8 protein-coding genes are annotated in these 14,680 nt (G+C 70.3%); 5 read left to right on the forward strand and 3 right to left on the reverse strand.

Annotation, left to right across the window (positions count from 1 at the left end; all coding sequences use genetic code 11):
• Nucleotides 1-91: 91 nt before the first annotated feature.
• A complete protein-coding gene (locus tag ABD927_RS19305) occupies nucleotides 92-5,194 on the reverse strand; it encodes an alpha-2-macroglobulin family protein (RefSeq protein ID WP_345251478.1) in 5,103 nt (1,700 codons plus the stop codon).
• A 166-nt stretch (nucleotides 5,195-5,360) separates the two neighbouring features.
• On the opposite strand from ABD927_RS19305, the gene ABD927_RS19310 reads away from it, so the two are divergent.
• Nucleotides 5,361-6,359: a chemotaxis protein CheB gene (locus tag ABD927_RS19310; RefSeq protein ID WP_345251479.1), complete on the forward strand. Its 999-nt coding sequence runs from the start codon at nucleotides 5,361-5,363 to the stop codon at nucleotides 6,357-6,359.
• Nucleotides 6,360-6,393: 34 nt separating this feature from the next.
• Nucleotides 6,394-10,506 carry a CheR family methyltransferase gene (locus ABD927_RS19315; RefSeq protein WP_345251480.1) on the forward strand — a complete coding sequence of 1,371 codons (4,113 nt, stop codon included), beginning with the start codon at nucleotides 6,394-6,396 and terminating at the stop codon, nucleotides 10,504-10,506.
• 16 nt (nucleotides 10,507-10,522) lie between these two features.
• Here ABD927_RS19315 and ABD927_RS19320 read toward each other — a convergent pair whose 3' ends face one another.
• Both ABD927_RS19320 and xseA read right to left on the reverse strand, forming a co-directional pair.
• The gene (locus ABD927_RS19320; protein ID WP_345251481.1) at nucleotides 10,523-11,098 is read right to left on the reverse strand and encodes a superoxide dismutase; all 576 of its coding nucleotides are present in this window, start codon (nucleotides 11,096-11,098) and stop codon (nucleotides 10,523-10,525) included.
• A 155-nt stretch (nucleotides 11,099-11,253) separates the two neighbouring features.
• The gene (gene xseA / locus ABD927_RS19325) at nucleotides 11,254-12,624 is read right to left on the reverse strand and encodes an exodeoxyribonuclease VII large subunit (protein WP_345251482.1); all 1,371 of its coding nucleotides are present in this window, start codon (nucleotides 12,622-12,624) and stop codon (nucleotides 11,254-11,256) included.
• Nucleotides 12,625-12,958: 334 nt separating this feature from the next.
• On the opposite strand from xseA, the gene ABD927_RS19330 reads away from it, so the two are divergent.
• From ABD927_RS19330 to lpxK, 3 genes are all read left to right on the forward strand, one after another.
• On the forward strand, nucleotides 12,959-13,573 hold the full coding sequence (locus ABD927_RS19330) for a MotA/TolQ/ExbB proton channel family protein (protein ID WP_345251483.1): 615 nt from the start codon (nucleotides 12,959-12,961) through the stop codon (nucleotides 13,571-13,573).
• Nucleotides 13,570-14,013, forward strand: a complete 444-nt coding sequence (locus ABD927_RS19335) for an ExbD/TolR family protein (protein WP_345251484.1) — start codon at nucleotides 13,570-13,572, stop codon at nucleotides 14,011-14,013. The genes ABD927_RS19330 and ABD927_RS19335 overlap by 4 nt, the downstream gene beginning before the upstream one ends.
• A partial coding sequence (gene lpxK, locus ABD927_RS19340) for a tetraacyldisaccharide 4'-kinase (protein ID WP_345251485.1) occupies nucleotides 14,010-14,680 on the forward strand: 671 nt, incomplete at its 3' end. The genes ABD927_RS19335 and lpxK, both read left to right, overlap by 4 nt.

Genomic DNA, 14,680 nt, shown 5'->3' on the forward strand with positions numbered 1-14,680 from the left:
GCCGGTCCGCCCGCATCGCCCCTTGAGGGGCGCGCGAAGCGCGTAGGGGTGGGCCTTTCCCTCGGGCGCGCGAAGCGCGTAGGGGTGGGGCTCATTCTATGGTCAGGCCGGCCCCGGCCTCGCCCACCGCGCGGATCTCCGGCCGGTACATGTCTTCGACTTCCGGCGCGGGCACCACGAAGCGCCCCGGCGTCACCACCCGCACGCGGTAGAACACCGTTACCGTGCCGTCGATGCGCACGGCGGCGGCGTAACGGTCGTCGCGGAATTCGTGGTGCTTGATGCGCGGATCGCTCAGCGCGTCGGCTACGCTCACGTTGCCGACCTTCCAGTCCTCCATCGACAGGCCCTGGCTGAGATTCATGTTCTCGACCTCGAAACCGGCCGGCACGCGATCGACGACCAAGGCGTCTTCGATGCGATGGTCGGCGCTGGCCTGCAGCCTGACCACCATCGTGTCGCCGGTGGCCAGCGGACGCCCGTTCCACGGCCGGCCGTCGGCCTCGTACCAGTCGCGGCGCACGGCGATGCCGTTGGCCGAGGGCGCCGGCGGCCGCAGCGGATAGCCCTGCAGGTCCAGCTCCACGAACAAGGGCTCGCTGCCGCGGTTGAGCACTTCGGCGCCCTGCGCCGCATCGCTGCCGGCCAGCGCGAACGATTCGCTGTCGCGCCCTTGCATGGCCCGTTCGCCGCCGCCGGTGCGCACGGCGGCCGACCAGTCCGCCCCGGTTCCGCCGCCGGCGGCGCGCGCCGCCAGCAGCAGCGCCATCTGCTCCTGGGTCGACAGGTAGCGGCGGCCGCCCAGGCGGCCGGCCACGTCGTTGAGCAAGGCTTCGCGCTGCGGATGATCGACGCCGTTGGCGGCCAGCAGCGCATAGCTCAAAGCCAGGTCGCGCAGCGCCGAACCGTAGTCGCCCAGCCATTCCCCCGGCCATCCGCCGGCGCCGTCGCCGATGCCGTAGCCGCGCCGCATCGCATCGTCCAGCGCGCCCTGCGCGCGCGCCTGGTCGCCCATCATGCGCAGCGCCAGCGACAGGTGCACCAGCGGCAGCGGCGAGCGCGCACGGTCCCGGAAGTTGTCGTAGAGCACGCGCAGCGTCGACAACGGCGCCTTCTGCTCGCGCGCCAGCACGTAGGCGGCGTGCGCCAGCTCGGCAAAACGGCGGTGGCCGTTGCGCAGCAATTCCCGGTCGGCATCGCGCAGCGGCGTCTGCGGCGCCGCGGCAGGCGCATCGCGCAAGGCCGGCGGCAAGGCAGGCAAGCGGCCCACGCCCTGCTGCAGCTGCGCCAGCAGCCAGTCCTGCGCGCGGCGCGCCATGATGTCCGGCACGGCAAAGCCGGCCGTCCGCGCGTCCTGCAGGAAACCGGCCACGTAGGCGGTAAGCCAGATTTCCTGCGCGCCTTCGCCCCACAGCGAAAAGCCGCCGGCCGCCTTCTGCATGCCGGCCAGGCGCGCGATCGCGGCATCGACCCGCTGCCGGCGCTGGTCGAGCGGACGCGGGGTCAGGTCCAAGGCGCGCGCCTGGGCCTCGTCGATCAGCACGTCGGGATAGGCGGCGCTGGCGGTCTGCTCGGTGCAGCCGTAGGGATAGTCGAGCAGCCCCTGCACCAGCCGCGCGGCGTTGAAGGGCGGCCGGTTCGACAGCGTGATGCCGACGGTGGCCGAACCGGGATGCAAGCCCGCGGCCCAGTCCGCGCCGATGCGCGTGGATTCGCCGGGCGCCAGCCGCAGGCGGCGGATCTCGCGCGCGGCGGGCACGGCGGGCTCCACCTGCAGCCACGATTCGCGCGCGATGTGCGGCGCCTGCGCGCCGTCGCCATCGACCTTCAGCCGCAGGCGCCCCAGCCCGTAGGCGCCGGTGGCCTCGGCGAAGAAGCGCAGCGTCGTACGCTGCCTGTCCTGCAGCCGGACGCTGCGCGCGCCGTCGGCCACGCGCAGCGGATCGTCGCCGTCCAGCCGCACCGACAGCGTCTGCGGCGCGCCCGAGAGGTTGGTCAGGTCCAGCGCCAGCGCCGCGCGGTCGCCCGGGCTGATGAAGCGCGGCGTGGCCAGCTCGGCCACCACCGGCGCGGCCACCACCATGTCGGCCTGGGCGCTGCCGAAGCGGTCGGCGTCGGCGGCCACGGCCATCAGCCGCAGCGAACCGTTGAAATCGGGCAGGTCGAGCGGGACGACGGCCTGGCCTTGCGCATCGAGCCGCACCGGCCCGCTGAACAGGTCGACCAGGCGCACCTTGGTGGGCAGGCTGCGGGTTTCGCGCGGGGCGGCGTCGCCGCCCCATTTGAGCCGGCCGGGGGTGCCGTCCATCTTTTCGATCAGCTTGCCGTACATGTCGAGCAGTTCGGGCGCGTAGCGATGCTTGCCGAAGAAGAAATCGAAAGGGTCGGGCGCGGGATAGCCGGTGATGTTCAGGATGCCCGCGTCCACCGCCGACAGCGTCACATAGGCCTGGCCGGCCGCCTGGGCGCCGCTCACGCGCAGCTTCACTTCGGTGCGCCGCTCCGGCAGCACTCTGGGCGGCGCCTCGATCGCCACCATCAGCTTGCGGTCGTCGCGCGCCAGCGGCAGGTGCGCCAGGCCGAGCGCGCGCGAGGGCGTCACGTGATCGCCGGCGCTGCCCGGCCGGAACACCGCCACCGACACGTACAGGTCGTGGCGATGCCAGTCCTTGCCGATCGGGATCTCCACGCGGGTGCCGGACGCCTTGACGGCCACGCGCTTGCTCCACAGCAGCTCGCCGCCTTCGACCGCGACCAGCGCCTCGCCGTCGTGCGGCGGCGCGATGTCGACGCGCACCGTCTCGCCCTCGCGCACCGGCGCATGGCCGAGCTTGAGCTGCACGCGGTCGGGCCGGTTGCCCATGTCCTCGGCATCCTGCGCGCCCCAGCCGGCGTAGAAACGGTAGCGCGCCGTCGGCCCGTGTCCGGGATCGCCGATCTCCAGGCGATAGCGGCCCCATTTGACGGGCAGCTCGAAGCGCGTGCGGCCATCGATGGCCAGCGTGCGGGCGTCGACCAGCTCCTCGGTTTCGGTAAAGCCGCTGTTCCAGCCGCGCTGGTCGTCGAAACGCCAGTAGTACTGGCGCTCTTCGCGGTACAGCCGCACCGTGGCGGCGGCCAGCGGCACCGGCCTGCCTTCGGCGTCGACCCGCACCGCCTCGAAGCCGGCCAGCTGGCCTTCGGCCGCGACGCCGCGATCGAACAGCGGCCGCACGCCGATCATGGCGGGCGCCGGCCACAAGATGCGTTCGATCGAGCGCACCACCGGGCGGCCGCCCGTTTCGAGCAGGCTGAACGCGGCGCGCACCTTCATCGGCGATGCCGCGCCGTCGGCCTCGACCGGTACCGACACCGTGGCGGCGCCGTGCTCGTCGAGCGTGGTTTCGTCCAGGTCGGCGCGATGGCGGCGATCGTCGTCGGCGAAATCGCCGAACAGGAAGCCCGGCCACTGCGTGGGCAGCGCCTGGGCATCGCGCGACACGTCCACCGTGGCCAGCAGGCGGTTGCCGGCGGCCGGCGCGCCGAACAGGTAGCCGCCCTGGACGTCGACGCGCAGCGGCTGGCCGGGCTCGAGCGTGGCCTGGCCCGATTGCAGGTCGAGCTTCATCCGCTCGGGCAGGAATTCCTCCACCTGGAATTTCCACGCGGCGTCGGCCCGCCGCGCCGCCGGGTCCACGCGCAGTTCGAGCAGCCAGCTGCCCGTCTGCGCGTCGGCCGGCAAGGCCACCGGCCGGCGGAAATAGCCTGGCAGGCCGGCCTCGGGCTGCCAGGACTCGGTGCGCACCGTCCGCCCGTCGGGGCGCTTGAGCGTGGCGGTCAGCGGCGCGGCGGGCATCGGCCGCCCGTCGGCATCGCGCGCCAGCACCGACAGTTCGAACCGCTCGCCCGGCCGGTAGAGATCGCGGCCGGCGTACGGGAACAGCGCGACGTTGCGCGACGGATAGCCGCCCACGTCGAACTCCGACAGGTCCAGCGCGGGCTCCTGCAGCGCGACCACCGAGAGCTCGCCGGCGCGGCGCGCCAGCAGCAGGCGGGCGGCGGCGAAATCGCCGGCGAAGGTGCCGTGGCCCTGGGCGTCGGCATCGGCCTTGGCCATCGAACGCGCGCGATCGTCCAGCAGTTCGAACTGCACGTCGTCCAGCGCGCGGCCGCTCTTGAGCGAGGTGGCGAACGCGTCGATGCGGCCGGCATAGCGGTGCATGTGCAGGCCGATCTCGCTTACGTAGAAATAGGTGACCTGGTAATCGCTGCGGAAGCGGCCCGGCTGGCTCATCACGGCGATATAGATGCCGGGCGCTTTCAGTTCGTCGATGTTCTCGACCGGCAGGAAGGTCACGTGGCGCCGGTCGCGCCGGTCGTCGGTCAGGAAACGGCCCTGGTAGACGCTGCGCGCCACGTCCTTGAGCCGGTCCAGGTCCCAGGCGTCGACGCTGCCTTTCAGGCTGCGGTTGCCGGCGTAGCGCCACTCGTCGCCGCTGTCTTCGCCTTCGTCGGTGTCGGCCTTCTCCGCCGGCCGCCGCACGCCCAGCACCTTGCCGAAGAAATCCGGCATGTGGGCGGCGTCGATACGCAGGAATTGCACGTCGACTTCGGGCGCGTTGACGGTGACCACCGGCAGGCCGCCGTTCTGGCCGGCCGGCAGCACCACGCCGCGGCTGGCGAAATAGAACGACGGCGGCATGGCCTCGGTGGCGACGTCGCAGCGCACGGCGGCGCCCAGGGTGGCGGCGCCCGCTGCCTGCAGGCCGGGATCGACGATGACGGCATACCGGCGCTGCGGCTGCACGAACGGGAAATCGATGACCCGCGGGTTGTCGCCCACTACCCAGTTGCCTTTCAGGGGCTGTCCGGCGGGCGTTTCGGCCGACGGCTGCAAGCCGGCGGCGGGCGCAGGCTCATTGCCGCGGTCGCCTTCGGCCGCTGCCGCCGGACCGAGGTCGATCACGCGCACCAGGCGGTCCAGCGACTGGCCGCGCCGGATCGGCTGCGAGAAGGTCAGGGCCAGCGCGGACGACTCTTCGAACAGGCGATTCTTGCAATCGAGCACCGCGAACGGTTCGTCGCTGGCGGCCACCTGCGCCACCGGCGTCGTCGCCGGCCCGGCATCGCGCTGCTGCCACCACCATCCGCCCGCCGCCGCCAGCGCGACGATACCCGCGGCGACCCAGCGCGCCGCCCTTCCCGCATTGGCCATGCCCATCCCCCTGTGCCCTGCGCATTATCCGATCCAGGCGTATTAAGGCGCACCCGGCGCGCCGGCGTGAAGCGTCCCATCGGTAAATTACATTTCATTACACGAGGCAGGCACCCTTTTTGCGAAATCCGGCGACCGTTCATGCGCCCTTGTCCCAGGTGGCCCCATGTCTTCCCGCGACCTGATCGTCCTCGGTGCCTCGGCTGGCGGCGTGCACGCGCTGCAGACCGTCGTGTCCGCCTTGCCGGCCGGCTTGCCGGCCGCCGTGCTCGCCGTCCAGCACATCGGCGCCCATCCGAGCATGCTGCCGGCGCTGCTGAACCAGGCCGGACCGCTGCCGGCCACCCATGCCAGCCACGGTGAACGGTACCGGACGGGCCATATCTACGTGGCGCCGCCGGACCGCCACCTGATGGTGGACGACGACAGGCTGACGCTATCGGACGGCCCCAAGGAAAACTTTGCCCGGCCATCGATCGACGCCCTGTTCCGGTCGGCCGCGGTGGCCGCCGGGCCGCGGGTGATCGGCGCCATCCTGACCGGGCGCCTGGAGGATGGCGTGGTCGGGCTGGCCGCCGTCAAGGTGTGCGGCGGACTCGCGCTGGTGCAGGATCCGCGGGAGGCAATGGCGCCCAGCATGCCGGAAAACGCGCTGCGCAGCGTCGACGTCGATTTCGTGCTGCCGCTGGGCGAGCTCGGCGCCATGCTGGGACGACTGGCCGGAACCCCTGCCGGAACGGCCCCCATCCGGATACCGGACCATATAATGCTCGAGAACACGATGACCGCATCCGGCGACAGGCCGCTCGAAGACATGGACCGCATCGGCCGGATCTCGGCATTCACCTGTCCCGAATGCCATGGCACATTGTGGCAGCTCTCGGACCGCCAGCCGCTGCGCTACCGCTGCCATACCGGCCATGCCTTCTCGGCAGCCAGCCTGGCCCAGGGGCTGTCGCGGCACGTGGAAGACACGATGTGGTCTGCCATACGCGCCCTGCATGAAAAGCAGGCATTGTTCAGGAAGCTGGCATTGCACTATGGTGGCGGCGGCGACGCGGCGGCAGCCGCCAGCTATGAACGCGCCGCCCGCGAAGCGGGCGACGCGGCGGCGCAGATACAGGGCATCCTTCGCGGACGAGACCACGAGGCCGCCTCCGAATGACTGCATATTCACGCCCCGGGGGGGCGAAACGACAGTGAACGAATCCGATAGCGCGCGCCGGGAGGCGTCTCCTTCCGTACTTCCGAGCCAGCTTCACTTCCCGGTGGTCGGAATCGGCGCCTCGGCGGGCGGCATCGAAGCCTTGCTGCACTTTTTCGAGAACCTCCCGGCCGACAACGGCATCGCCTTCGTCATCGTGCTGCATCTTGCCCCGGATCATCCCAGTTCGCTGGACCAGATCCTGCAAGCCGCGACCGCGATGCCGGTGATCCAGGTAACGCATCCGATCCCGATCGAGAAAAACCGCGTCTACGTGATCGCGCCGTCGTTCGAGCTGACCATGTCCGACGGCATGCTGCGCGTCACGCCGGGCAACCGGCCCCCCGGCCGCCACACGGCCATCGACCTGTTCTTCCGCACCCTGGAAGAAGCCCATCGCGAACGCGCCATCAGCATCATCCTGTCCGGCGCCGGCTCCGACGGATCGGTGGGGCTGACCCGGGTGAAGGAACTGGGCGGCATCACGCTGGCCCAGGCGCCGGCCGACGCCATCCAGGACAGCATGCCGCGCAGCGCCATCGCCACCGGCAAGGTCGACATCGTATTGCCGGCCGCGGAACTGGCGCAGAAACTGGTGGAACTGCGCGAGAACGCGCGCGGCATCCGGCTGCCCCTGCCGGACACCGCCGAGCTGCCGGACCCGGCCGACGACGAGGCGCGCAACGCGGAAAAGACGCTGCGCGAAATCATGATCATGCTGCGCACCCGCACCGGCCACGATTTCCGGCACTACAAGCGCGCCACCGTGCTGCGCCGGATCGAGCGGCGCCTGCAGGTCAACGGACTGCAGACGCTGCAGGCCTATCGCGACTTCCTGCAGGTGCACCCGGACGAAACGCCGGCGCTGCTGCAGGATATGCTGATCAGCGTGACCAATTTCTTTCGCGACAAGGAAGCGTTCGACGCGCTCGAGAAGGATGTCCTGCCCTCGTTGTTCCGCTCGCGCGAAGAAACGTCGGTGGTCAGGGCCTGGGTGGCCGGCTGCGCCACCGGCGAAGAGGCGTATTCGGTGGCCATGATGCTGGAAGAGGCAGCCTCGCAATCGGCCGACCACGCGTCGTTCCAGGTATTCGCCACCGATATCGACGAATACGCGATCGGCGCGGCCCGCACCGCGCTGTTTCCCGATTCCATCGCCGCCGACGTTTCGCCCATCCGCCTGCGGCAATTCTTCCAGAAGGAACAGAGCCAGTTCCGGGTAAAGAAGGAGCTGCGCGAAAAAGTGCTGTTCGCCTTGCACAATGTGCTCAGCGATCCGCCCTTCTCGCGTCTGGACCTGGTGTGCTGCCGCAACCTGCTGATCTACCTCGACCGCGACGCCCAGACCGAAATCCTGCGGATGTTCCACTTCGCGCTGCACCCGGGCGGCTACCTGTTCCTGGGCAGTTCGGAATCGGCCGATTCGGTGGGCGGGCTGTTCACCGCGGTGGACAAGAAAAACCGCATCTACCGCGCCAACGTCGCGATCCGCACCGAGCTGCCGCTGCCGGCCTCGCCGCTGTCCTACAACGGCCGGCGCCCCATCGTCACGACGGTGCAGCCGCCCGGCAAGCGCAAGTTCTCGTTCGGCGAACTGCACCAGCGCCTGCTCGAGCAATATGCGCCGCCCAGCGTGCTGGTCAACCGCGAGTCGGAAATCGTGCACCTGTCCGACCGCGCCGGCCGCTTCCTGCAGTACGCCGGCGGCGAACCGTCGCACAATATCATTTCGGTCATCCGGCCCGAGCTGCGGCTGGAGCTGCGCACCGCCATCTACCAGGCGCTGCAGTTCAACCGCAGCGTCGAGGCCCGGCGCGTGCGCCTGATGCGCGACGGCCGTCCGTTCTACGTCAACATGACTACCCGCCCGGTGCACGATCCGGAATCGGGGGCAGACTTCTTGCTGGTGCTGTTCGACGAGGTCGAAGACACCATGAGCCTGGACCTGGCCACGCCCGAGGGCGACAAGAAAGACGCGGTCGTGACGCAGCTCGAGCAGGAGCTGTCGCGCGTCAAGGAACAGCTGCAGGCCACGATCGAGCAGTCGGAGGCCTCCACCGAAGAGCTGAAGGCTTCCAACGAAGAACTGCAGGCGATCAACGAAGAACTGCGGTCGGCCACCGAGGAGCTGGAGACCAGCAAGGAAGAATTGCAGTCGATCAACGAAGAACTGACCACCGTCAACGCCGAACTCAAGGCCAAGGTGGAGGAAACCGGCAAGATCAATGACGACCTGCAGAACCTCATCACGGCCAACGACATCGGCACCATCTTCGTCGACCGCAGCATGCGCATCAAGCGCTTCACGCCGCGCGCGGCCGAGGTATTCAGCATCATCGCCAGCGATGTCGGCCGCTCGCTGCTGGACATCACCCACCGGCTGGAGTACGACGACCTCGCGGTGGACGCGGCCGAGGCCTTCGATTCGCTGCGGCTGATCGAGCGCGAAGTGCGCAGCACCGACGGCAGGTGGTTCCTGGCGCGCCTGCTGCCCTACCGGACCACCGAAGACCGCATCGACGGCGCGGTGCTGACCTTCATCGACGTGACGGCCCGGCGCGAGGCCGAGGACCGCCTGCGCGAAGGCGAGCGTCGGCTGCGGCTGGTGGCCGAAAGCACGCACGACTACGCCATCATCACGCTCGACGACGAGGGCCGCATCGACAGCTGGAATACCGGCGCCGAGCGCATCTTCGGCTTCACCGAACAGGAAGCGGTGGGGCAGGCCGGCGAGATCCTGTTCACCGAGCGCGACCGCCGCAACGGCGTGTTCCAGGAAGAACTGCGCACGGCGCGCGCCGAGGGCCGCTGCGAGGAAGAACGCTGGATGGCCCGCAAGGACGGCGGCATATTCCAGTGCAGCGGGGTGCTGATCCGCCTGGACCGGCACGGCGTGGCCGGCTACGCGAAGATCGCTCGCGACCTGAGTTCGAGCGCCATGCATGCGGCAAGGGCGGCCGGGCTGCCGGAATCGGACCACACGGACGAGGCCCATCGCATGTCGCAGGCCAAGGAAGAATTCCTGGCCGTCGTCTCGCACGAGCTCAAGCATCCGCTGAATCTCATCTACGCCAATGCCGAACTGCTGGTGCGCTCGCCCGAATCGGCCCGCTTCCCGGCCATCGCCCGCGCGGCCGACACCATCCGCCGGACGGTGCTCGGGCAGGCGCAGATCATCGACGACCTGCTCGACCTGTCGCGCATCCGCACCGGCAAGCTGGCGGTGGTGCGCTCGCCGATGGACTGGAAGGTCATCGTCGACCGCATCTGCGCGGCCCTGTCGGAGCAGGCCCGCAACGACGGCATCGAACTGACGGTCACCCTGCCCGAGACGCCCGTCATGATCGACGCCGATCCGGTGCGGATCGAGCAGATCGTGTGGAACCTGCTCAGCAACGCGCTGAAATTCACGCCGGCCGGCGGCCGGGTGGACGTCACGCTGCGCGTCGACGGCCCGATGGCGACGCTGGACGTGACCGACAGCGGCGCCGGCATCGCGCCCGACTTTCTGCCCTATGTGTTCGACATGTTCCGCCAGGCGCCGCGCAACCTGCCCCACAAGGGAGGCCTGGGAATCGGCCTGTCGCTGGTCAGGCAGATCGTCGCGCTGCACGGCGGCCAGGTGAGCGCGAACTCGGCGGGCCTGGGCCAGGGTTCGAGCTTCGAGGTTTCGCTGCCGCTGCGCCGCGAGGCGGTGGGCGAGATCAGCGCCCATGCGCCGGCAGCCTGGCCGACGGTGGCCGGGCTGGCGGTCCTGCTGGTGGATGACGATCCCCAGACCTGCGAAGCCTTCAGCGAATTGTTCAGCGCCGAGGGCTGCCGGGTGTTGATCGCGACGCGTGGCGAAGAAGCGCTGCGGGCGCTGGCGGACGGCCGGGTCGACGTATTGCTGTCGGACCTCGGCATGCCGGAAATGGACGGCTTCGAATTGATCGGCCGGGTGCGGCGGATGGCGCTGGCGCGGCAGCCGATCGCCATCGCGCTGAGCGGCTACGGCCGTGAAACCGATGTCGCCAAGGCGCGCGAGGCGGGCTTCGATGCCCACCTGGGCAAGCCGATCGTGTTCGACCAGTTGATCGAGCTGATCGGCCGCCTGCGGGCCGGCTGACCGGCCCGGCGGTTCGTCAGCCCAGGTTCTTGGCGACGAAATCCCAGTTCACCACGTTCCAGAAGTTTTCCAGGTACTTCGGACGGGCGTTGCGGTAGTCGATGTAGTAGGCGTGTTCCCACACGTCACAGGTCAGCAGCGGGGTTTCGCCGTTGGTGATGGGGTTGCCGGCGGCGCCCATGTTGACGATGTCGATCGAGCCGTCGGCCTTCTTGACCAGCCAGGTCCAGCCCGAACCGAAGTTGGCGGCGGCCAGCTTGTTGAAGGCGTCCTTGAAGGCGTCGAAGCTGCCCCACTTGGCGTTGATGGCGTCGGCCAGCTTGCCGGCCGGCTGTCCGCCCTTCGGGGTCAGGCAGTTCCAGTAGAAGGAGTGGTTCCAGTGCTGCGCGGCGTTGTTGTAGATGCCGCCGGAGGACTTCTTGACGATCTCTTCGAGCGGGGCGTTCTCGAACTCGGTGCCGGCGATGAGATTGTTCAGGTTGGTGACGTAGGTCTGGTGGTGCTTGCCGTAGTGGTACTCCAGCGTTTCCTTCGAAATGTTGGGCGCCAGGGCGTCTTGCGGGTAGGGCAACGGCGGAAGGGTATGGGCCATTCTTTGCTCCTTTGAATTGCTTCCAGTTCGGTTGCTTCGAGTTCTCGAGGGATCAACGAGCCATTTTATAGGCAAGTGGGGATTGCCGTGTCGATGCCCGCATGCCTCGCAAGGATATGATCTTATGACCGTTTGTATACGTGCGCGGTCGGGCGCTAGGCGGGCCCGCCTTCGTCCCGGGTCACTTCGTCCACCGCGACCCGCGCGCCGCCGGCGGCCAGGGTGAGCGTCAGGCGCTGCCCCGGCTGCAACGCGGCCGCCTCGCGCACGATGCGGCCCTGTTCATCCTGCGCGATGGCATAGCCGCGCGCCAGCGTCTGCTGCGGGCCCAGCGCGCGCAGCCGGCCGGCGGCCGCCGCCACCCGGGCATCGCAGCGCGCCAGCCGGTACCCCTGCGCCTGCTGCAGCCGGCGCGCCAGGCCGGCCACGGCCTGCAGCCCGCCGGCCGGATCGGGCGCCTGCGCCGCCAGCTTCTGGCGCGCCAGCGAAAGCGTGCCGGCGCGCGCCGCCAGCTCCACCCGCCAGGCCGAGGCCAGATCGCGCGCCAGGCCTTGCAGGCGGTCGCGCTGGCGCGCCAGGCGCTGGCGCGGCGACACCAGCAGCGCGCCGGCCCGGTCCACCCGCTGCGCGGCCCGCTCCAGGCGCCGCTGCTGCGCGCGCTGGATGCCCTGCGCCGCCCGCGCCAGCCGTTCGTGCCATTCGGCCAGCGGCAGGCAGGCCAGCTCGGCCGCGGCCGTGGGCGTGGGCGCGCGCAGGTCGGCGGCGAAGTCGGCGATGGTGAAATCCGTTTCGTGGCCCACGCCGCTGATGACCGGGATGACGCTGGCGGCGATGGCGCGCGCCAGCCCTTCGTGGTTGAAGCTCCACAAGTCTTCGATGCTGCCGCCGCCACGCACCAGCAGCAGGGTGTCGACCTCCGCCCGGCGGTTGGCCAGTTCGATCGCCTGCGCCAGCCGGCGCGCGGCGTCCTCGCCCTGCACCGGCGCCGGATAGATCACCACCGGCACGTGCGGCGCGCGCCGCGCCAGCGCCGTCAGCACGTCGCGCAGCGCTGCCGCCTGCAGCGAAGTGACCACGCCGATCGCGCGCGGCAGCGCCAGCGGCCGGCGCTTGCGCCCGGCGTCGAACAGCCCTTCGGCCGACAGCTTTTCCTTGAGCCGCAGGAAGGCCTCGAACAGGTCGCCCTGGCCGGCGCGCCGCATGGCTTCCACTTGCAGCTGGTAATCGCCGCGCGGCTCGTACAGCGACACCCGGGCGCGCACCTCGACCCGGTCGCCCTCGCGCGGCACGAAGCCAACCACCATCGCCCGCATGCGGAACATCACGCCGCGCGCCGCGGCGGAACCGTCCTTCAGCGTGAAATACCAGTGGCCGGAGGCGGCGGCGGTGAAGTTGGACACCTCGCCGCGAACCCACACCAGCGGAATGCTGCGTTCCAGCAAGCCAGCCACGGCGCGGTTCAACTGCGAGATTGTCATTATTTCCCGCGTCAATCCGTCATCTGCACTAGTAAACCTAGAACTCATGAGGTTTTCCGGGCAAGAAGCTGTCCACAACCGCGCAAACACGCACTTTCATGTAATCCATCTGTAATCGGCGCCCGTTTTTTCCGATAAGCATATGATTTGATTGGCCTTTTAGGAATTCCAGGGTTGACCGTCCGGCGGGCAGCCCAGCGCCACCCGCATGTTTTCTGGCGCTGGCCCGACTTACGCACATAATTATCCACAGAATCTGTGGATACTTCGCCGGGGCCTGTGGATACTTCCTACATCCGATGGCTGAATTTTTACACGGTCCCGGAGTGCTTGCCCGCGCCGCCCCGCGCCCGTACATTCTCGCCTTCACCGGAGAATCCCCTTGTTCGAGATCGTACGCGCGGCCGGCTGGCCGATCTGGCCGCTGCTGGCCACTTCCGTCGTCGCCGTGGCGCTGATCGTCGAACGCCTGCTGGCGCTGCGCGGCAGCCGGGTGGCGCCGCCGCGGCTGCTGGACGACGTGCTGGCCCTGGTGCAGCAGCGGCGCGCCGGCGCCGAGGCGCTGGAACGGCTCGAGCGCAGCTCGCCGCTGGGGCGGTTGCTGGCCGCCGGCCTGCGCCAGCGCGGCCGCCCGCGCGCGCTGGCCAGGGAGGCGCTGGAACAGGCCGGCCAGGCCGTCGCCCACGAACTGTCACGGCGCGTGGGGGCGATCGGCACCATCGCCGCCATCGCCCCGCTGATGGGGCTGTTCGGCACCGTGATCGGCATGATCGACATCTTCGGCGCCTATTCGCCCGCGGCCGACGACCCGGCCCGGCTGGCGCACGGCATTTCGGTGGCGCTTTACAACACCGGCTTCGGCATCCTGATCGCCATCCCGGCGATGATCTTCTACCGCGCGCTGCGGGCGCGGGTCGACGACCTGCTGCTGGAACTGGAGCAGGCCGCCGCCCGGCTGCTGGACGCCCTGCCCTTGCGCGAGGCCGCGCAGGCATGAATTTCCGGCGCCGCCTGCGGGCCGACGAGCCCGACATCAACCTGATCCCGCTGATCGACGTGCTGCTGGTGATGCTGATCTTCCTGGCGGCCTCGACCACCTTCGCCCACTTCGGCCGGCTTGCCATCAGGCTTCCGAGCGCCGGCGCGGCGCAGGCCGAAGAAGCCGGCGCGCCGCTGGTGCTGACGATTGCCGCCGACGGCCGCTACGCGCTGCGCGGGCGCGTGCTGCCGTACGCCGATGCGTCGCAGCTGGCGCAGGCGCTGCGGCAGGCGGCCGGCGGCACCGAGGAACTGGTGATCGACGCCGATGCCGCCGCCGCGCACCAGAGCGTCATGCTGGCGCTGGAGGCGGCGGGCCGGGCCGGCATTTCGCGCGTGGGCTTCACCGTGCAATCGGCGCCGGACGCTGCCCCGGCCCGGGCCGCGCCCCGCCCATGAAGCGGCTGCTGCAGCGCCAGTGGCAGCACGGCGGCTGGCTGTCGGCCACGCTGACGCCGTTGTCGTGGCTGGCCGCGCTGGCGGTCCGCCTCAAGCGTGCGGCCTACCGGCACGGCTGGCGCCGGGCCGAACGGCTCGACGTGCCGGTGGTGGTGATCGGCAACATCTACGTGGGCGGCACCGGCAAGACGCCGCTGCTGCTGGCGCTGGCGGCCGGGCTGCGCGCCCGCGGCTGGCAGCCCGGCGTCGTCAGCCGCGGCTACGGGGCCGAGGTCGGGCCGCAGCCGCGGGTCGGCCGCGGCCGGCTCGATCCGGCGCTGTTCGGCGACGAGCCGGCGCTGATCGCGCGCGAGGCCGGCGTGCCGGTGGCGGTCCATCCGCGCCGCGTGCTGGCGGCCCGCGCGCTGCGCGGCGCCTGCCCGGAAGTCGACGTCATCCTGGCCGACGACGGCCTGCAGCACCTGCCGCTGGCGCGCGACGACGAGATCGCGGTCCAGGACGGCCGCGGCGTCGGCAACGGCCGCCTGCTGCCCGCCGGCCCGCTGCGCGAACCGCCGTCGCGGCTGGCCGAGGTCGATGCCATCGTCACCAACGTGACGGGCCAGGCCGGCGCCGATGCGGTGCGCGCGGCCGGCGGCGCCGACGCCCGGCCGGCCGCAACGCCGCC

The organism is Pigmentiphaga soli (genome assembly GCF_039541095.1).
GTDB classification, from domain to species: Bacteria; Pseudomonadota; Gammaproteobacteria; order Burkholderiales; family Burkholderiaceae_B; genus Pigmentiphaga; species Pigmentiphaga soli.